The sequence below is a fragment of the Variovorax sp. GW821-FHT10C12 genome, assembly GCF_059415405.1.
Genome location: NZ_JBWKNE010000005.1, coordinates 107,232 through 125,151, shown reverse-complemented (window position 1 = coordinate 125,151; position 17,920 = coordinate 107,232). Strand labels below are relative to the sequence as shown.

Below are 17,920 nucleotides of genomic sequence, written 5' to 3'. Positions count from 1 at the left end.
CTTGCGCCAGGCCCCGGCGGGTTCGTTCAGCGCGGGTTGCCGCCGTTCTGCGGCGACCAGAGCGTCTTCAGGCGCCCGCGCTCTTCGTCGAAGCGCGCATTCACGCGCTTCTTCTCTTCTTCCTGCTCCGCGATGAAGCGGTTCTGCACGGCCACGCTCTGCGTGTTGTCCTCGATGCGGCGGCGCACGGCGCCGGGCGCCTTGCTCGTGTCCTGCTTGTAGAACTCGAGCTCTTCGTCGATCTTCTTGCGGTCGTCAGCGAGCTCGACGAGGCGCTTCTTGGCGGCCTGGATCACCGCATCGATCTGCGACAGGGCCTCGACGCGCTCGCGGTCGTGCGTGGTGGCGTTGGGGTAGCGCACCAGCAGCGCGCGCTCGCGGCGGCGCTCGTCGATGAGCCGTGCGGCCTGGATGGCGGCTTCGCGCGCGCGGTCCTCGCGCTCCTGCTGCTCGCGCGCCGTGTAGGTCGGCTCCAGCTTGCGGCGCACCGTGCCGCTCGGGCCCAGTTCGCGCTGCTCGCGGTCGCTGCACTCGGCGATCGGCCGGTCGGCCGTGAGCGTGCGCCCACGCGCGTCGACGCAGGTGTAGATGCCGACGCCGGGCCCGTCCGTCCTGGCGGGCTGGGCCAGCGCCGTTGCGCACGACGACAGGGCCGCCAGGCCCAGCCACAGCGACGCCACGACGGCAGCGGAAGAGGGATCGCGCGCGGGGCGTCGCATCGGCGCTGCGTCTCAGGCGCCGTAGCGCGTGCGGTAGGCCAGCACGCGCTCGCGGTGCGCGCCGAGGTCGGCGGCGGCGTTGCCCGAGAGGTAGCTCAGCAGGTCGTCCAGCGTGGCGATGGGCACCACCGCGAGGCCGAGCTGGTTGCGCACGTACTGCACGGCGCTGTGGTCCACGTCGACGCCGTTCTCGGTGGCTTTTTCCTGCCGGTCCAGGGCGATGGCCACGGCATGCGGCGTGGCACCCGCGGCCTGGATCGTGGCGATGGATTCGCGCACCGCGGTGCCGGCCGACATCACGTCGTCGACGATCAGCACGCGGCCCTTGAGCGGCGCGCCCACCAGGTTGCCGCCTTCGCCGTGCGCCTTGGCTTCCTTGCGGTTGTAGGCAAAGGGGTAGTTGCGCCCGCGCCGGGCCAGCTCGGCGGCCACGGTGGCGCCCAGCGGGATGCCCTTGTAGGCGGGGCCGAAGATCATGTCGAACTCGAGGCCGCTTTCGACCAGGCGGTCTGCATAGAATCCGGCGAGCCGCGCGATCTTGGCGCCGTCGTCGAAGAGGCCCGAATTGAAGAAATACGGGCTCATGCGACCGGCCTTGGTCTTGAATTCGCCGAAGCGAAGCACGCCGGCGTCGAGCGCGAACTGGACGAAGTCCTGTGCCACCGCGCTGCTTGTCTGACCGTCTACAGCCATTGGAAATTCCTTGTGTTCAAACTGACCAGTCTCAATCTCAATGGCCTGCGCTCGGCGGCCACCAAGGGCGTCGCCGACTGGGTGGCCGAACTCGCGCCGGATTGTATTTGCATGCAGGAGATCCGCGTCCAGGCCAGCGATGTCGAGGGCCGCTTCGAGCAGATGGCCGGCCTGCAGGGCCACTTCCACTTTGCCGAGAAAAAAGGCTACGCGGGCACCGCCGTCTACACGAAGCATGCGCCCAGCGCCGTGGTGGTGGGCTGGGGTGATCCCGAATTCGACGCCGAAGGCCGCTACCTCGAGCTGCGCTTCGACACGCCGAAACGCAAGTTCTCGGTGATCAGCTGCTACTTCCCGAGCGGCAGCTCGGGCGAAGAGCGCCAGGCCGCCAAGTTCCGGTTTCTGAAGGGCTTCTTCCCGCACCTGGTGGCGCTGAAGAAGGAGCGCGAGTTCATCCTGTGCGGCGACATCAACATCGCGCACCAGGAAATCGACCTGAAGAACTGGCGCGGCAACCAGAAGAACAGCGGCTTCCTGCCCGAGGAACGCGCCTGGATGACGCGCCTGCTCGACGCCGGCACCGAAGGCGCCGGCCTGGTGGACGTGTACCGCCGCCTCAAGCCCGACACCACGGGCGACGCCTACACCTGGTGGAGCAACCGCGGCCAGGCCTACGCGAACAACGTGGGATGGCGGCTGGACTACCACCTGGCCACGCCGGCGATGGGCGCGCTGGCGCGCACCGAGGCGATCTACAAGACGGTCAAGTTCAGCGACCACGCGCCGATCACGGTGGAGTACGACTTCACGCTGTAAGTCGCCCGCCCGTCGATGCCCATCCCGACTCCGTCTCCGTCCACGAGCCCCTCCGCGCCACCTGCCGCGACGGCGGTTTATCTGCCGCGCGACGTGGTGAACGCGCCCGAGGTCAAGGCCGCGATCGCGCGCCGCAGCGCCGAGCGCGGCGACGACGCCGACATGGCGGCCTGGCTGCTGAACCACTTCTTCCGCTGGGCCATCGGCAGCTTCGGCAACGTGCTGCCGGTGCAGTCGCCCGCCGACTACCTGGCCGCGGCCGGGCCCGACAAGCCGCTGCCCGAGTGGCTGGCCAGGCAGCTGCAGCCGCGCGCCCCTGCCGCGGTGAACGCGGCGTCCGCGCAGGACAAGGAAAAGCCCAAAGGCCACAAGGCCGAATCGCCGGCCGCCGAAGCTGTCCCGAAAACTTTCTACTACCTCGACCCCGATCACCTGCTGCTGGTCGACCGCGAACGCATGCTGGTCGAGTTTTTGCGTTCGCGGCGCGGCACGCGGCTCGAGCAGAAGCTGCAGCGCATCACCTGCTTCATGGCCATGGCCCTGTGGGAGCAGGAGCACCAGCGCATGCAGGCCAAGCGCAACAAGGGCTGGGTGCCCAGCAGCGGCCTGGCGCTGAAGGAAGTGCTGCGCACGCCCAACGGCGTGATCTTCGAGTTCATCGGCAGCCATGCGGCCTTGCGCGAGGAAATGGCCTACGAGTCGTTCCACATGCAGCACTGCCTGGGCCAGTTCGCCAACATCAAGAAGCTGAACGGCGGCTACGGAGAGCAGTACGCCAGCGCCGCGCAGAGCGGCCGGCTGCGCCTGTTCACGCTGCGCAGCGCGGGCAACCTGCCGCACGTGACCATCAGCCTCGAGGTGCATCCCGACGGGCTGCGCGTCGACCAGATCAAGGGCAAGCAGAACCGCCACCCGATCCGCAAGTACGCGGACGACGTGCTGCAGTTCCTGCGCACGCTGCCGCCGCGCGGCGAGCGCCACAGCGACTGCGAGGGCATGGGCCTGGTGTTCGAGCCCGAGGCCTCGGACACCGCCCGGGGCGAATGGAAGTTCGTCACCGACGTGCAGAGCCCCGACTTCCTGCTCAGCGTGATGAGCGGCAACTTCCACCTGATCGAGCACTTCGAGCAGCCGCCGCCGGCCCTGCAATGGCTGCTGCTGCGCATCGCGCCGCACGAGCTGGCGCGGCTGCGCCAGATGGACGTGGCGGTGGCCGCCGCCGCCCGGCTGACGCTGCCCCCGAACCGGTTGCCGCCGTCGCTGCAGGCGGCCCCCACGCCGGCGCCCGCCGCGATGCTGGAAATCGAAGGCATCTCGCTGAGCGCCGCCGTGTGCGCGCCGCCGCTGGGAGCCGCATTGCCATGACGCAGGCCATCGTCATCGTTGTGTTCCTGGGCCTGCTGTACCTCGGGGTGCGCGTCGCGTGGTTCGTCGTGCGCACGGCATTCCGCATCGTCGTGCGCGGCTCGGGCACGGCGATCGGCCACATGGAAAAGGCCAACGCCGACCTCGCGGTGCGCGCGGCGCAGGCCAGAGCCGATGCTGGCAAGGTCGTGCCCAACCGCCGCCGCTGGGCGCTGGCGCTCGGCGACATCCTGCTGCTGCGCAACGGCCTGCGCTGCGACAGCGACACGCTGGCGCTCGACGTGCCCGCCGAGCAGCGCCAACGGCTGGCCAAACAGGTGCTGCGCGAAATGAACATGGCCGCCGACCTGCCCGAGCGCGACATCGCCACGCAGATGCAGGCCGCGCTGGTCGGCTGGGTCGGCGGGCTCGGCCGCACCCACGCCAATTTCTACGAACAACTCGCGGCCGAAGGCCAGGTGCGCGACGCGCTGGCCTTCGACTGCGCGCGCACCGCCTTCCTGGTGCGCTGCATCGCGCTGCTGGGCTGGGTGCCCGAGTCGCAGGCCTGGCTGGTGCTGTTCCTCAATGCGCAGCGCGCGCAGGACAGCTTCGAGAGCTGGGAAGACTTCGGCCACGCCTATGCGCGGGCCCGGCTGCACTGGCTGCGCATCAGCAGCCAGGACGGCCCCGCCTCGTCGCGCGCCACGCTGGAAGTGCAGGAGCACCTGCAGAACACCCAGGGCAACTGGCTCACGCTGCCCTGGAAGCGCTACCGCATCTTCGATCCCCAACCCGTCACTCTCGCCCCTGCCGCGTCGGCCTGACGCGCGAGCCCCGCCCATGACCACACACACGCCCCCCGCCGCAGCGACCGTGATTCCCCCCGCGCCCGCGCGCTGGAAGCTCTGCGACATCGACGCCCTGCTGCGCGCCGGCGATTACGCCGCACTCGACCAGCGGCTCGACGACGCGCTGGCCGCCAGCTTTCAAGACCGCGACGAGGAAGAGCGCTACTACGGCGCCTTGCCCGACGACCTGGCCGGCTGCACCGCCGACGGCGCCGAAGGGCTGGCCCGCCTGGCCGCGTGGCAGGCCGCCAACCCGCAATCGGCCCACGCCTGGCTCTGCGAAGCGCACTACTGGTACCACTGGGCCTACGAGTACCGCGGCTCGGGCTGGGCCAGCACGGTCACCGCGCTCGGCTGGGAATGCGCCCATGCCTGCGCCACGCGCTGCGCCGTCGCCGCCTTGCGTGCCCTCACGCTCGCGCCCACGATGTGGACCGCCTGCGCCCTGCTGCTGCAGAGCACCTCGGCCTTCAACGAGCCCGACTGGCTGACCGAGCTGGTGCGCAGCGGCCGCTGGCCCGACAAGCCGCAGCAGCACGACTTTTCGCTGGACGACGATGCGGCCACCCGCGAGGAGCTGCTGACGCAGCTCGCGCGCTCCGGCCTGGCGCGCGACGAGCGCATCGCCTGCCCCGAGGCCGCGCCCACCGCCCTGCCCTCGCCCGTGCAGGGCCGCAAGGTGATCAGCGGCACGTCCTACTGGATCCACGCCACGCTGCACGTGCACCCGCGGCTGTTCTTCTTCATGCGCCAGTGCGTCTGGTTCCAGCAGCCGCGCTGGGGCGGCAGCCACGAGCGCGTGCGCGCCTTCATCGCCTCGCCCGCCTGCGCCCACCTGAGCGAGGTCGAGAAAGACCGGCTGCGCCACGAGATCTGGCGCGACGACTACCAGGGCAACAGCGTCGACAAGGACGAAGACCCGGCCGAAGCCCAGCAGCGCATGGCCGCCACGCGCCAGCGCGCCCAGGAGGCGCTCTACCCCTACCACCGCTGGGAAACCCTGCGCTGGCTGGCCGTGAGCCACTACATGCTCGACCAGCACGCCGAAGCGCTGGCCTGCCTGCGCGAGGCCGAGAGCCACCATCCCATCGACGACGACTACGCCATGAACATGGCGGTGCACGTCGCCCTGGAGCAGGACCCCGGCGGCCACTGGCTGGGCCAGGCCATCTGCAACAGCGCCAACGCCTACGAATGCAACACCGCGCTGATCCTGCACGGCTACTGCAGCCTCAAGGGCGCCTTCGGCTTCGTGCCCAACGCGGCGACCGGCAACGCCTGGCTGGCGGCCGCGCGCGAACGCAACGCCGGCACCGAGAACTGGGACGACCTGGCGCGCGCGCTGTGGCGCGTGCCGCGCAACCAGGAAGCCTTCGAGATCCTGGAGATGGGGCTGGCCGCCGGCGACACCTCGTGCCTGCTCACGCTCGGCCTCTTCCATGCCGGCGGCGTGCACGGACCGAAAGACCGACAACAGGCGATGCACTTCTACGGCCAGGCGGCAGAGGCCGGCAACAGCGTCGCGGCCTACAAGCTGGGCTACCTCTGCCACGACATGGCCTGGGAAGACGCCACGCCCGCGGCGCAACGCCCCGCGCTGCAGGCGCAGGCGGTCGAGGCCATGATGAAGGCCCGCGAACTGGGCCACGACGACGCCACCGAGGGCGCGTTGATGTTCATCAGCGACCTGTCCGACATCCCCGTGCGCCACCGCCACCTGGACTTCGTGCGCGAGCACGCCACCAATGGCGACGCCATCGCCATGGCCACGCTGTCGACCCTGCTGGCCGACGCCAGCGACAAGGTGCTCTACAACTACCGCGAGAGCGTGCGCTGGATCATGGGCGCGCAGGCCGTGGCGCCCGAGGACGAGTTCGTGGTGAACGTGACCAAGAACACCCACCAGGACGGCTTCCTGTCGTCCACGCTCTACAAGCTCACGCGCCGGCAGATCAAGGCGCACGAGATCCCGGGCGGCGACAACGCGATGGTGTAACGGCTAGCGGGACAACGCCGGCAAGGCCTTGGCCAGCGTCTCGCTGAAGGCGCGCATCGCCTCGGTCTCTTGCGTGCCGCGCTTGGTCAGGCGAAAGAAGTCCATGCCCACGCGCGGCTTCAGCAGCACGTCGGTCTTCACGCGGTGACGGCGGCAGGCCGCGAGCGCGAAGGTGGGCATCACGGCAGTGCCGAAGCCGGCCTCGACCATAGAGATCAGCGTGCCGAAGAAGTTGAAGGCGGGCCGCTGCGCGTCGGCCAGGCCGATCTCGCCGAGCTGGCGCTCGATCACCTTCTGGATCGGGTTGCCGGGCGGCAGGCCGATCAGCGTGGCGCCGCGCAGCGCGGACCAGGGCGCGGTGCCGACCGGTTCGCCGTCGGCCGTGGCCTGCGTGACCCGCATCAGCTCGAAGCGCCCCACGGGCGTGCGGTCGAGCCCCGCCGCGGCCTTGAAGAAGAAGCCCAGGCCGAGGTCGGCCTCGCCCGCGGCCACCATCGCTTCCACATCGCGCAGGTCGGCGTCGAAGAGGCGCAGCGCGACCTGCGGATGCGCCTGGCGAAAACTCGCGAACACCCAGGGCAGCAGGTGCGAGGACACCAGCGGCGTGGCCGCGATGCGCAGCGTCTGGCGTGCCGCGTCGCCCTCGGCGCCGAGCTCGGCGGCCACGTCATCGAGGTCGGTGACGAGCCGCTCCACCACCGGCAGCAGCCGGCGGCCGGCCGGCGTGAGGCTCACCATGCGCGTGGTGCGGTCGAACAGGCGGCAACCGAGCTGCTTCTCCATCTCGCGGATCAGGATGCTCAGGCCGGCCTGGGTGATATGCGCCTGCTCCGCCGCACGGGTGAAGTTGCCGATGCGCGCCACCTGCAGGAAGGCGCGCATCTGGCGCGTGGTCAGGTTCATAAGGATTCATGATAAATCCATATCACATCTAAATTTCCCATATGTCTCGTTTGCGGTCCCAATACGGACCCCATGAGCACCGCACCCAACGAAGTCATCATCCTCGGCGCCGGCATCGGCGGCCTGACCCTCGCCCTGAGCCTGCACCAGGCCGGCATCGCCTGCCGCGTGTACGAGGCCGTGCCCGAACTGCGCCCGCTCGGCGTGGGCATCAACCTGCTGCCCCATGCGGTGCGCGAGCTGTCCGAGCTGGGCCTGCTCGACGCGCTCGACGCCGTGGGCGTGCGCACGCAGGAGGCGGTCTTCTTCACCGAGCACGGCCAGCTGGTGTTCCGCGAGCCCGCCGGCCAGCACGCGGGCTACGACTGGCCGCAGTACTCGATCCACCGCGGCGACCTGCAGACCGTGCTGCTGAACGAAACCTTGAAGCGCCTGGGGCCCGACAGCGTGCGCTGCGGCCACCGCTGCACCGGCGTCGAACAGGACGCCGACGGCGTGACGGTGCACTTCGCCGATGGCCGCGCGCCGGTGCGCGGCGCGGTCGCGGTGGGCTGCGACGGCATCCACTCGGCGCTGCGCAAGCAGCTGTATCCGAACGAGGGCGCGCCGCGCTATTCGGGCATCAACATGTGGCGCGGCACCGCGGCCTGGAAGCCCTTTCTCTCGGGCGGCAGCATGGTGCGCGCGGGCTGGCTCACCGTCGGCAAGATGGTGATCTACCCGATCCGCAACGACATCGACGACCAGGGCCGCCAGCTCGTGAACTGGGTGGCCGAGATCCACGCGCCCCAGCCCGCGATGCGCGACTGGAGCCGCGCCGGCCGCCTCGAGGATTTCCTGCCCGCCTTCGCCGACTGGCACTTCGACTGGCTCGACGTGCCCGCGCTGATCCTGGCCTCCGACACCATCCTGGAGTACCCGATGGTCGACCAGGACCCGCTGCCGCGCTGGAGCCACGGCCGCCTCACGCTGCTGGGCGACGCCGCGCACCCGATGGTGCCGCGCGGCTCCAACGGCGCGGGCCAGGCGATCATCGACGCGCGCTTTCTCGCCGGTGCGATGAAGCACGAAGGCGTGGGCACCGCGGCGCTCGAGACCTACGACCGCGTGCGCGTGAAGGCCACCACCGACGTGGTGCTGACCAACCGCAGCAACCCGCCCGACACCATCCTGCGCGAGGTGTTCGAGCGTTCGGGCGGCCAGCGCGTCGAGAACCTCGACGCGATCGTCACGCAGCAGGAGCTGCAGGCGATCTCGGACCACTACAAGCGCGTGGCCGGCTACGACCCGGCGGCGCTGAAGGCGCGTGCGTCGTACCTCTGAGCGACTGCACATTCACCGAACAAGACGGAGACAAGACACGATGAAATTTCTGAGCAAGACCTTCGCCACCCTGCTGGTTGCGGCCAGCGCCGCCGTGGCCCATGCCTGGCCCGACCAGCCGGTGACGCTGGTGGTGCCCTACACGCCCGGCACCGGCATCGACCTGATCGCGCGCCAGCTCTCGGCCCGCCTGCCCGCCGTGCTCGGCCAGCCGGTGATCGTGGAGAACCTGGCCGGCGCCAGCGGCAACATCGGCAGCGAGAAAGTGGCGCGCGCCAAGCCCGACGGCTACACGCTGCTGGTGCAGGTCAACACGCTGGTGATGAACAAGGGCCTGTACAAGTCGCTCGCCTACGACCCGGTGGCCGACTTCACGCCGGTGTCGCAGACCTCGTGGGGCACGCTGCTGCTGGTGACCAACCCGTCCACCCAGAAGGCGGGCTCGCTCGCGCAGCTGGTGGCCACCGCCAAGGCCAACCCCGGCAAGCTGACCTACGCCACGCCGGGCGTCGGCACGCCGCACCACCTGTCGATGGCGCTGCTGATGCAGGGCACCGGCACCGACCTGCTGCACGTGCCCTACAAGGGCACGGCCGGCGCCGTCACCGACCTGCTCGGCGGGCGCATCGACGCGATGTTCCTGCCGGTGCACGTGGCGCTGCAGCACATCCAGGCCGGCAAGCTCAAGGCGCTCGCCACCGGCAGCAGCCACCGCCTGCCGCAGCTGCCCGACGTGCCCACCCTGGCCGAGGCCGGCGTGACCGCCGACAACGTCGACATGTGGTACGGCGTGCTCGCGCCCAAGGGCACGCCGGCCCACGTGGTGGCGCGGCTCAACACGGAGATCGCCGCGGTGCTGAAATCGCCCGAGGTGGCGAAGTCCTTCGAGTCGCAGGGCATGGTGCCCGCCAGCTCGACGCCGGCGGCGTTCGGCGCGCTGATCCAGAAGGACGCACAGCGCTGGGCGACGGTGGTGAAGAAGGGGAACATCACCGCCGACTGAGCGCGGCGGGAAGCGCAGCTACTTGCGCGCAGCCGCCCGGTACAGGTTCTCGACCTTCGGCACGTTCGCCTCGAGCTTGGCGATGCGGTCCGGCCCGCTCGGGTGGGTCGACAAAAAGCTCAGGCCGCCCTGGTTCTTGGAGGCCGTGGCCATCTTCTTCCACAGCGACACCGAGGCCTGCGGGTCGTAGCCCGCGCGCGCGGCGAGCTCCAGGCCCACGAGGTCGGCGTCGGTCTCGTCGCTGCGGCTGAACTTCAGGGTGATGAGCTGCGTGCCGGCGCGCGCCGCGAGGTCGCCGACCTGCCCCCAGCCGAGCAGCTGCGCGCCGATGGACAGCGCCGCCCCGGTGCCGGCGCTCTTGGCCATGCGCGCGCGGGCGTGTTCGCGCAGCGCGTGCGCCATTTCATGACCCATGACCATCGCGACCTCGTCGTCGCTCAGCTTGAGCTGCTCAAGGATGCCGGTGAAGAAGGCGATCTTGCCGCCGGGCATGCAGAAGGCGTTGATCTGCTTGCTGCCGATCAGGTTGACCTCCCACTTCCATTCGCGCGCCCGGCTGTTCCACGGCAGGGCGAAGGGAATGAGCCGCTGCGCGATGGTGCGCAGCCGCTGCAGTTGCCCGTTGCCGTCGCCGGCCAGCGCGCCCTTGGCGCGTGCCTGTTCGAGCAGCTGGCCGTACTGCTGCACGCCGGCCGCCTCGATCTGCTCAGCAGGCACGAGGTTGCGCGCCACCGAGGCATTGCCGACGTTGACCTGCGCCAGCGCCGGCGCGCTCAGCGCCGCACCGGCGGCGGCCAGCAGGAAGGCCCGGCGCGGGTTCCAGGCCGAGGCTTCGGAGAGGGCGGAAAGGGGGCGTTCGCATCGTGTGCACATAGGTGCCCGGATGATAGGAACAAATGAAGACAAGTGGGCGCGTCGATGTCCCCAACACTCCACGAAAACCTCCGCCTTCGGCTGCGGTGCGAGTGCCTTCGGGCGGCCGGGCGGCACTCATGGACAATCCCCCACTCATGTCCGCACCGCCCGCCGAACCCACCCAAGCCCCCGCGAGCGCCGCGCTGCCCTGGCGCGACGCGCTCAAGGTCTACCTCGAACCCGCCACCCTGCGCATGCTCGCGCTGGGCTTCTCGGCCGGCCTGCCGCTGCTGCTGGTGCTGGGCACGCTGAGTTTCCGGCTGCGCGAGGCGGGCATCGACCGCACCACCATCGGCTACCTGAGCTGGGTCGGGCTGGCCTATGGCTTCAAGTGGGTCTGGGCGCCGCTGGTCGACCGGCTGCCGCTGCCGCCGCTGACCACGCTGCTGGGGCGCCGGCGCGGCTGGCTGCTGCTGGCGCAGGGCATGGTCATCGTCGGGCTGGTCGGCATGGCGATGAACGACCCGCGCCTGGGGCTGCAGCCGCTGATCTGGTGCGCGCTGCTGGTGGCCTTCGGCTCGGCCACGCAGGACATCGCGCTGGACGCCTTCCGCATCGAATCGGCCGAGACGCGCAAGCAGGCCGCGCTGGCCGCCGCCTATCAAACGGGCTACCGGCTCGCGATGATCTGGGCCGGCGCCGGCGTGCTGTGGGTCGCGGCCTGGGCCGAGGTGGCGCCCGCCGTGGCGGTCACCGGCGCGGCGGCCTACCAGAACGGCGCCTGGAAGACGGCCTACCTCGTCATGGCGGCCTCGATGGCGGTGGGCGTGCTCACGGTGCTCTTGTCGCCCGAACCGGTGCGGCGCGCGCTGCCGAAGGCGAAGAACGCAGGTGAATGGCTGCGAAGCGTGCTGATCGAGCCTTTTGCCGACTTCATCCGCCGCTACAAGTGGCAGGCCGCGCTGATCCTCGCGCTGATCGCCATCTACCGCATCAGCGACGTGGTGATGGGCATCATGGCCAACCCCTTCTATGTGGACATGGGCTTCACCAAGGACCAGGTGGCCACGGTCAGCAAGATCTACGGCGTGATCATGACGCTGGTGGGCGCCTTCGTGGGCGGCGTGCTGTCGATGCGCCTGGGCGTGATGCGGGTGCTGATGCTGGGCGCGGTGCTGAGCGCCGCGAGCAACCTGCTGTTCGCCTGGCTGGCCACGCGCGGCCACGACCTGACGGCGCTGATCGCCGTGGTCTCGGCCGACAACCTGGCCGGCGGCATCGCCTCGGCGGCCTTCATCGCCTACCTGTCGAGCCTGACCAACATCAGCTACTCGGCCACGCAGTACGCGCTGTTCAGCTCGCTGATGCTGCTGCTGCCGAAGTTCATCGCCGGCTATTCGGGCGCGTTTGTGGACGCCTACGGCTACAGCACCTTCTTCACCGCCACCGCGCTGCTGGGCGTGCCGGTGCTGCTGCTGGTGGCGCTGGCCTCGCGCATGGCGGCCCGCACAGGCGACGGCGAGCGTCAATAGGGCCCGCGCCGGAGCTGTCATCTATAGGAAACAGCCGACGCAACCTGATACGCAACGCTGGTAGGCTGCGACATTCATTGCGTGAAAATTGCGCTTTCCCGCTTTTTCTTCTGTCGCCGACGCCCTTTCGCCTGTCGCCTGCCCCCACATCCATCGTGCCGTCCCGAATTTCTCCCCTTCAAATCAGTGCCTACACGGCCACCTCGGCCGTCGGCGTCGGCAAGGAAGCGCACGCCGACGCACTCGCACACTCCCGCAGCGGCCTGCGCGCCAACGACTTCGGCGAGGCGCCGCTGCCGACCTGGATCGGCCGCGTCGACGGCCTGGAAGACGTCCGCCTGCCCGAGTCGGCCGCGTTCTGGGACTGCCGCAACAACCGGCTGGCCTGGCTGGGCCTGCAGGCCGACGGCTTCCTCGAGGCGGTCGCGGCCGCGCGCCAGAAGTACGGCGCCACGCGCATCGCGCTGGTGCTCGGCACCTCCACGGCCAGCATCGGCGAGACCGAACTGGCCTACACGCAGCTCGACGCCGACGGCAACTTTCCGCCGGACCAGCGCCGCGCGGCCGTCCACACGCCGCATTCGCTGGCCATGTTCGTGCAGCAGGTGCTGGGCATCGACGGCCCGAGCGAGACGATTTCCACCGCCTGCTCGTCCAGCGCCAAGGTGTTCGCCTCGGCCGAGCGCCTGATCCGTCTGGGCCTGGCCGACGCGGCCGTGGTCGGCGGCGCCGACACGCTGTGCGGCAGCGTGCTGTTCGGTTTCAACTCGCTCGAACTGGTCTCCACCGAGCCCTGCCGCCCCTTCGATGCCGACCGCAAGGGCATCAGCCTGGGCGAGGCGGCCGGCTTTGCGCTGGTCGAGCGCGTGCAGGCCGGTGACAACGCCACGCAGCTGCTGGGCTACGGCGAGGCCAGCGACGCGCACCACATGTCGACGCCGCATCCCGAGGGCCTGGGCGCCGAGCGCGCACTCGACGACGCACTGGCGCGCGCCGGCCTGGCCGCCGACGCCATCGACTACATCAACATGCACGGCACGGCGAGCCAGAAGAACGACGAGGTCGAGGGCGCGCTGGTGGCGCGCCGCTTCCCGGCGCGCACGCACGCCAGCTCGACCAAGGGCTTCATGGGCCACACGCTGGGCGCCGCGGGCATCGTCGAAGCCGTGGTCTGCCTGCTGGCGATCGAGCGCGGCCTGATGCCGGGCACGGTCAACACGCGCACGCTGGACGAAGGCTTCGGCCCGCAGATCAAGCTCGAACCCGCGACGGGCGAGGTGCGCTACGCGCTGTCCAATTCCTTCGGCTTCGGCGGCAACAACTGCGCGCTGGTCTTCGGCAAGGCGGTGACGGCATGAGCACCCCCACGCTCTACATCGAAGGCCCCGCCTTCTGGACCCCCACGCTGCCCGGCTGGGACGCCGCGCGCGCGGCCTTCCGCGGCGAAGGCGCGCTGGCCGATCCGCCCGCCAAGCGGCCCTCGCCGCAGGTGCTGGCCCCCGCCGAGCGCCGCCGAGCGCCCGACACCGTGGCGCTGGCGCTCGAAGTGGCCGCCGCGGCCATCGCAGGTGCCGACCGCAATGCGGCCGACGTGCCCTGCGTGTTCACCTCGGCGCACGGCGACCTGTCGATCAACGACTACATGTGCAGCACGCTCGCGGGCGACCCGAAGATGCTGTCGCCCACCAAGTTCCACAACTCGGTGCACAACGCGGCCGTGGGCTACTGGACCATCGGCACCGGCTGCATGGCGGCCAGCAACGCCGTCTCGGCCTACGGCCACAGCTTTGCCGCCGGCCTGCTCGAAGCAGCCGTGCAGTGCGCGGCCGACCAGACACCGGTGCTGCTGGTGGGCTACGACGCCCCCACGGTCGGCGCACTGGCCTCGGTGACCGACAGCCGCGGCCTGCTGGCCGTGGCGCTGGTGATCGCACCCGAGCGCACGGCCCGCACGGTGGCCAGCCTCGACTGGTCGCTGGTCGGCGACGGTGCGGTGACCGCGCCGCGCTCGGCCGCCGCCGCCACGCTGAAGGACATCAACCCGATGGCCGACGCCCTGCCCCTGTTCGAGGCGCTGGCCCAGGCCCCGGGCAGCGCCAACGCGCCCATCGACCTGCCGCTGTCGGCCGCGCTGGCCCTGCGGCTGCGCCTGCAGGCCGCGGGCTGACCGGCCCCCGCCGGGGTCGGCGGTGCGTGTTGACACACACGAACCGCGCGAGTCGCGCCCCGGTACGTCATCATTGCCGCATGGCGCCCACGCAACCTGGGCGAGGCGCTATGTTTTTCGCAGCGATCCAGGTTGACAGGGCGATGCTGCGTTTACCCAACTTTACGGAGCGTTCAAGCCCGCTTGCTCCCGGTGAACGACCATGAAGCGCATGAGCACCCCCCAACTCCTGATGATCGAAGACGACGCCCGCCTGGCGCAGATGGTGGGCGAGTACCTGACGCAGTCGGGTTTCGCCTTCAACCACGCCGGCGACGGCGCCACCGGCCTGGAGCAGCTGCAGCAGCACGCGCCCGACCTGGTGATCCTCGACCTGATGCTGCCCGACACCGACGGCCTCGAGGTCTGCCGCCGCATCCGCGCCCTGCCCGGCCCGCTGGCCAAGGTGTCGGTGCTGATGCTCACGGCCAAGGGCGACCCGATGGACCGCATCATCGGCCTGGAAATCGGCGCTGACGACTACCTGCCCAAGCCCTTCGAGCCGCGCGAGCTGCTGGCACGCATCCGCGCCGTGCTGCGCCGGCGCAGCGAGAACGCCACCGAGGCCGAAGCCTCCACGGTGATGCGCTTCGGCACGCTGGAGATCGACCGCAACGCGCGCACCGTGTCGGTGGCCGGTGCGCTGGCCGACCTCACCTCCTACCAGTTCGACCTGCTGGTGGCGATGGCCGAGCGCGCGGGCCGCGTGCTCACGCGCGACCAGATCATGGAGGCCGTGCGCGGCCGCGAGCTCGAGGCCTTCGACCGCTCGATCGACGTGCACATGGGCCGCATCCGCGCGGCCATCGAGGTCGACGCGAAGAACCCGAAGCGCATCCTGACGGTGCGCGGCGTGGGCTACGTCTTCGCCAAGCAGCAAGACTGACCCGGACCGCCCCGCGATGCTGCGCAGCCTCTACCGCCGCCACCTCTACGTCCGCATCTGGCTCGCGGTGGTCGGCGGCGTGGTCATCCTCACGCTGATGGCCAACTGGATCGTGCGCGTGGCCGCCGAGGCCGAGCGCGAACGCCTGGCGCCCGTGCCGCGCGAGGTGGTCGTGCTCGACAGCCAGGACCGCACCATCGGCACCGGCAAGGCCATGCGCGTGCCCGGCCAGGGGCTGGAGTTCGACGTGCAGCTGAGCGACGGCCGCGACATGACGCTGCGCGTGGCGCCGCGCGAGCGCCCCACCGGCACCGGCGGCTTCGCGCCCTGGCGCACCCCGTTCGGGCTGGGCTGGATGATCGCGCTGGTCGGCGTGGCGGTGGCATTGGGCGTCTACCCGATCGTGCGGCGCATCACCCAGCGGCTCGAAACCCTGCAGCGCGGCGTGCAGCGCTGGGGCGAGGGCGACCTGTCGGCGCGCGTGCCCGAGGAAGGACAAGACGAAGTGGCCGATCTCTCCAAACTTTTCAACGCCTCCGCCGAACGCATCGAACAGCTGGTGCGTTCGCACAAGTCGCTGCTGGCGAACGCCTCGCACGAACTGCGCTCGCCGCTCACCCGCATCCGCATGGGCCTGGAGCTCATGGGCGACCGGCCGAGCCCGACGGCGCGCGAAGAGATTTCGCGCAACATCGGCGAGCTCGACCAGCTCATCGACGAGATCCTGCTGGCCAGCCGGCTCGACGCCAGCGAGGCCGACATGGGCACCATCGAAGCCGTCGACCTGACGGGCCTGGCCGCCGAAGAGTGCGCGCAGGTCAACGCCGAGCTCGACCTGGCCGAAGGCACCGACAACGCGACGCTCACCGTGCCGGGCGTGTCGCGCCTGCTGCGCCGCGCGATCCGCAACCTGCTCGAGAACGCCCGCCGCTACGGCGCGGGCGAGATCAGCGTCGAACTCGGCAGCGCCGGCGGCTACGCCACGGTGCGCGTCAACGACCGCGGGCCGGGCGTGCCGGCGGCGCTGCGCGAACGCATCTTCGAACCCTTCTACCGCCTGCCGGGCGCCAGCGAGCGCAACGGCGGCGTCGGCCTGGGGCTGGCGCTGGTGAAGTCGATCGCCGAGCGCCACGGCGGATCGGTGCAGTGCGAAGACCGGCCGGGTGGCGGCGCGAGCTTCGTGATCCGCCTGCCGGCCAAGGGCCCTGCCGCCGCAGCGCACTGAGCGCCTTCGGGTGCAACCGGCGCGCAGGGGCAAGTCAGGTTCGGCCGAGGGGCCGCACCTAAAATCCCGCCCCTATGCAGAGATCGCACATCGTTCGGCCCGCGGCCATGTTCTGGGGGCTGGTGGTGTTCATGCCGGTCGGCGTCACCTACCTGTCGGCCATCGTGCTGCTGCTCACCCTGCTGGTGGGCGGTGGCTTGCGCGAGCGCTATGCGCGGCTGCGCGCCAACCCGCTGTGGTGGCCGGTGGTCGCCTACGTGGCATGGACCTTCATCGTGCTGGCCGTGCGGCCGCACTACCCCGAGACCCCTTCCAACCTGTTTCACGGACTGCGCATCGCCCTCACCTTCCTGATGGCGATGGCGCTCACGCGCGAGGAGGCGCTGTGGGCGCTGCGCGGCTTCCTGTTGATCGCGGCGCTCAACATCGCGCTCATCGTGCTGCACTACAGCCTGGGCTTTCCGGTGCCGGGCGCGCTGCGCGGCGTGGTGATGGAGGTGGGCAACAAGTCGATCAGCAACGCGCTGCTGTTCAGCATCGTCGCGGCCAGCGCCGCGGTCTGGGGGCTGTCGCAGATCGCCGGGCACCGCCCCTGGCGCGCGCTGCCGGCCTTTGCGCTCGTGCTCGGGCTGGGCGCCGTCGTCGCGCTGCCGCTCACGTCGCGCACCTCGGTGCTCGCGCTGCTGCTGGTGATTCCGGTGGTCTGCCTGCACCAGTGGAAGAACCACCTGAAGGCGCTGTCGGCCGCGCTGATCCTGGGCGCGGTGGTGATCGGCGCGGGCCTGTACCAGCTGCCGCAGCTGCAGCAGAAGGTCGAGACCGGCATCGAGGAACTCGAGAAGGCGCAGACCGGCGCCGTGTTCCACGGCAGCTGGATCATCCGCTACTACATGTACCGCGACACCGGCGCCATGATCGCCGACCAGCCCGTCGCGGGCTGGGGCATCGGCGGCTGGACCGAGCAGTGGCACAAGCGCGGCCCGGCGCTGTTCGCCGACTCCAACATGCCGCACAACGACTTCCTCTGGGTGGGCGCGCAAGGCGGCATCCCGGGCATCCTGAGCCTGCTGGCGATCATGCTCGTCGCCGTCTGGCAGGCCTGGCGCCGGCCCGACATCGCCGGCCGCTACGCGCTGGCCGCCACGCTCATTGCGCTCATCGCGTCGAGCGTGAACTCGGCGATGCGCGACGCGCAGATCGGCCTGGCCGTGCTGTGGATCGCGATGGTCTACCTGCGGCTGGCGCAGGAATCGCAGGACCCCGATCCGTGGCGCGGCCTGTGGCCGCGGGCCCGGCCAAGCTGAAACGAAAAAACCGGCCGCAAGGGCCGGTTTCTTTTTTCCGCCTGGCCGCTCAGTGGCGGCTGGACACGGTCTCGCCCGCCTTCAGGCGGTACACGGTGCCGCAGTACGGGCACTTGGCTTCGCCGGTGCGCGCCACGTCGAGGTAGACCTTCGGGTGGCCGTTCCAGAGCTTCATGTCGGCCTTGGGGCTGGGGCAGAACACGCCGCCCTGGTGATTGAGCTCCTTCGCGAGGAGTTCGACGACTGCATTGGTGGACATGTTTT

17 protein-coding genes are annotated in these 17,920 nt (G+C 70.3%); 12 read left to right on the top strand and 5 right to left on the bottom strand.

What is annotated here, in order from left to right:
- Nucleotides 1-26: 26 nt before the first annotated feature.
- Together AC07OH_RS21930 and pyrE are read right to left on the bottom strand one after the other, a co-directional pair.
- A complete protein-coding gene (locus AC07OH_RS21930; RefSeq protein ID WP_495302105.1) occupies nucleotides 27-719 on the bottom strand; it encodes a DUF4124 domain-containing protein in 693 nt (230 codons plus the stop codon).
- Between the two features lie 12 nt (nucleotides 720-731).
- Nucleotides 732-1,412, bottom strand: coding sequence for an orotate phosphoribosyltransferase (pyrE, locus tag AC07OH_RS21925; RefSeq protein WP_495302104.1), 681 nt, complete (start codon nucleotides 1,410-1,412; stop codon nucleotides 732-734).
- Nucleotides 1,413-1,424: 12 nt separating this feature from the next.
- Here pyrE and AC07OH_RS21920 point away from each other — a divergent pair, with 12 nt between their 5' ends.
- The 4 genes from AC07OH_RS21920 to AC07OH_RS21905 are packed head-to-tail and all read left to right on the top strand — an operon-like array spanning nucleotide 1,425 to nucleotide 6,419.
- The gene (locus AC07OH_RS21920) at nucleotides 1,425-2,228 is read left to right on the top strand and encodes an exodeoxyribonuclease III (RefSeq protein WP_489060242.1); all 804 of its coding nucleotides are present in this window, start codon (nucleotides 1,425-1,427) and stop codon (nucleotides 2,226-2,228) included.
- A gap of 15 nt (nucleotides 2,229-2,243) precedes the next feature.
- A complete protein-coding gene (locus tag AC07OH_RS21915; protein WP_495302103.1) occupies nucleotides 2,244-3,593 on the top strand; it encodes a hypothetical protein in 1,350 nt (449 codons plus the stop codon).
- Entirely contained in the window at nucleotides 3,590-4,399 is an 810-nt protein-coding gene (locus AC07OH_RS21910) for a DUF1266 domain-containing protein (RefSeq protein ID WP_495302102.1), read from the top strand. The genes AC07OH_RS21915 and AC07OH_RS21910 overlap by 4 nt, the downstream gene beginning before the upstream one ends.
- 16 nt (nucleotides 4,400-4,415) lie before the next feature.
- Complete coding sequence (locus AC07OH_RS21905) at nucleotides 4,416-6,419, top strand: DUF4034 domain-containing protein (RefSeq protein WP_495302101.1); 2,004 nt, start codon at nucleotides 4,416-4,418, stop codon at nucleotides 6,417-6,419.
- A gap of 3 nt (nucleotides 6,420-6,422) precedes the next feature.
- Here AC07OH_RS21905 and AC07OH_RS21900 read toward each other — a convergent pair whose 3' ends face one another.
- Nucleotides 6,423-7,322 (bottom strand): LysR family transcriptional regulator, encoded by a 900-nt coding sequence (locus tag AC07OH_RS21900; RefSeq protein WP_495302100.1) that lies wholly within the window; start codon nucleotides 7,320-7,322, stop codon nucleotides 6,423-6,425.
- A 72-nt stretch (nucleotides 7,323-7,394) separates the two neighbouring features.
- On the opposite strand from AC07OH_RS21900, the gene AC07OH_RS21895 reads away from it, so the two are divergent.
- Together AC07OH_RS21895 and AC07OH_RS21890 are read left to right on the top strand one after the other, a co-directional pair.
- The gene (locus tag AC07OH_RS21895; RefSeq protein WP_495302099.1) at nucleotides 7,395-8,645 is read left to right on the top strand and encodes a flavin-dependent oxidoreductase; all 1,251 of its coding nucleotides are present in this window, start codon (nucleotides 7,395-7,397) and stop codon (nucleotides 8,643-8,645) included.
- A gap of 40 nt (nucleotides 8,646-8,685) precedes the next feature.
- On the top strand, nucleotides 8,686-9,648 hold the full coding sequence (locus AC07OH_RS21890) for a tripartite tricarboxylate transporter substrate binding protein (protein WP_495302098.1): 963 nt from the start codon (nucleotides 8,686-8,688) through the stop codon (nucleotides 9,646-9,648).
- 18 nt (nucleotides 9,649-9,666) lie between these two features.
- Here the strand turns inward: AC07OH_RS21890 and AC07OH_RS21885 are convergent, their stop codons facing one another.
- Entirely contained in the window at nucleotides 9,667-10,521 is an 855-nt protein-coding gene (locus AC07OH_RS21885; protein WP_495302097.1) for a M48 family metallopeptidase, read from the bottom strand.
- A gap of 119 nt (nucleotides 10,522-10,640) precedes the next feature.
- On the opposite strand from AC07OH_RS21885, the gene AC07OH_RS21880 reads away from it, so the two are divergent.
- From AC07OH_RS21880 to AC07OH_RS21855, 6 genes are all read left to right on the top strand, one after another.
- Nucleotides 10,641-12,035, top strand: a complete 1,395-nt coding sequence (locus AC07OH_RS21880) for an AmpG family muropeptide MFS transporter (protein ID WP_492743686.1) — start codon at nucleotides 10,641-10,643, stop codon at nucleotides 12,033-12,035.
- Between the two features lie 155 nt (nucleotides 12,036-12,190).
- Nucleotides 12,191-13,393, top strand: a complete 1,203-nt coding sequence (locus AC07OH_RS21875; RefSeq protein ID WP_495302096.1) for a beta-ketoacyl-[acyl-carrier-protein] synthase family protein — start codon at nucleotides 12,191-12,193, stop codon at nucleotides 13,391-13,393.
- Nucleotides 13,390-14,202, top strand: a complete 813-nt coding sequence (locus AC07OH_RS21870) for a beta-ketoacyl synthase chain length factor (protein ID WP_495302095.1) — start codon at nucleotides 13,390-13,392, stop codon at nucleotides 14,200-14,202. Before AC07OH_RS21875 ends, AC07OH_RS21870 begins: the two co-directional genes overlap by 4 nt.
- Before the next feature lie 202 nt (nucleotides 14,203-14,404).
- A complete protein-coding gene (locus AC07OH_RS21865; RefSeq protein ID WP_062476797.1) occupies nucleotides 14,405-15,127 on the top strand; it encodes a response regulator in 723 nt (240 codons plus the stop codon).
- Between the two features lie 16 nt (nucleotides 15,128-15,143).
- The gene (locus tag AC07OH_RS21860; RefSeq protein ID WP_493195526.1) at nucleotides 15,144-16,352 is read left to right on the top strand and encodes an ATP-binding protein; all 1,209 of its coding nucleotides are present in this window, start codon (nucleotides 15,144-15,146) and stop codon (nucleotides 16,350-16,352) included.
- A gap of 74 nt (nucleotides 16,353-16,426) precedes the next feature.
- Nucleotides 16,427-17,656: an O-antigen ligase family protein gene (locus AC07OH_RS21855; protein ID WP_495302094.1), complete on the top strand. Its 1,230-nt coding sequence runs from the start codon at nucleotides 16,427-16,429 to the stop codon at nucleotides 17,654-17,656.
- 49 nt (nucleotides 17,657-17,705) lie between these two features.
- Here AC07OH_RS21855 and AC07OH_RS21850 read toward each other — a convergent pair whose 3' ends face one another.
- Nucleotides 17,706-17,915: a zinc-finger domain-containing protein gene (locus AC07OH_RS21850; protein ID WP_056583879.1), complete on the bottom strand. Its 210-nt coding sequence runs from the start codon at nucleotides 17,913-17,915 to the stop codon at nucleotides 17,706-17,708.
- Nucleotides 17,916-17,920: the final 5 nt, after the last annotated feature.

Bases quoted from the DNA above. Each gene is read 5' to 3' on its own strand.
- AC07OH_RS21930 (WP_495302105.1), bottom strand. From the start codon at position 719: ATGCGACGCCCCGCGCGCGATCCCTCTTCCGCTGCCGTCGTGGCGTCG.
- pyrE (WP_495302104.1), bottom strand. From the start codon at position 1,412: ATGGCTGTAGACGGTCAGACAAGCAGCGCGGTGGCACAGGACTTCGTC.
- AC07OH_RS21915 (WP_495302103.1), top strand. From the start codon at position 2,244: ATGCCCATCCCGACTCCGTCTCCGTCCACGAGCCCCTCCGCGCCACCT.
- AC07OH_RS21910 (WP_495302102.1), top strand. From the start codon at position 3,590: ATGACGCAGGCCATCGTCATCGTTGTGTTCCTGGGCCTGCTGTACCTC.
- AC07OH_RS21905 (WP_495302101.1), top strand. From the start codon at position 4,416: ATGACCACACACACGCCCCCCGCCGCAGCGACCGTGATTCCCCCCGCG.
- AC07OH_RS21900 (WP_495302100.1), bottom strand. From the start codon at position 7,322: ATGAACCTGACCACGCGCCAGATGCGCGCCTTCCTGCAGGTGGCGCGC.
- AC07OH_RS21895 (WP_495302099.1), top strand. From the start codon at position 7,395: ATGAGCACCGCACCCAACGAAGTCATCATCCTCGGCGCCGGCATCGGC.
- AC07OH_RS21890 (WP_495302098.1), top strand. From the start codon at position 8,686: ATGAAATTTCTGAGCAAGACCTTCGCCACCCTGCTGGTTGCGGCCAGC.
- AC07OH_RS21885 (WP_495302097.1), bottom strand. From the start codon at position 10,521: ATGTGCACACGATGCGAACGCCCCCTTTCCGCCCTCTCCGAAGCCTCG.
- AC07OH_RS21880 (WP_492743686.1), top strand. From the start codon at position 10,641: ATGGACAATCCCCCACTCATGTCCGCACCGCCCGCCGAACCCACCCAA.
- AC07OH_RS21870 (WP_495302095.1), top strand. From the start codon at position 13,390: ATGAGCACCCCCACGCTCTACATCGAAGGCCCCGCCTTCTGGACCCCC.
- AC07OH_RS21865 (WP_062476797.1), top strand. From the start codon at position 14,405: ATGAAGCGCATGAGCACCCCCCAACTCCTGATGATCGAAGACGACGCC.
- AC07OH_RS21860 (WP_493195526.1), top strand. From the start codon at position 15,144: ATGCTGCGCAGCCTCTACCGCCGCCACCTCTACGTCCGCATCTGGCTC.
- AC07OH_RS21855 (WP_495302094.1), top strand. From the start codon at position 16,427: ATGCAGAGATCGCACATCGTTCGGCCCGCGGCCATGTTCTGGGGGCTG.
- AC07OH_RS21850 (WP_056583879.1), bottom strand. From the start codon at position 17,915: ATGTCCACCAATGCAGTCGTCGAACTCCTCGCGAAGGAGCTCAATCAC.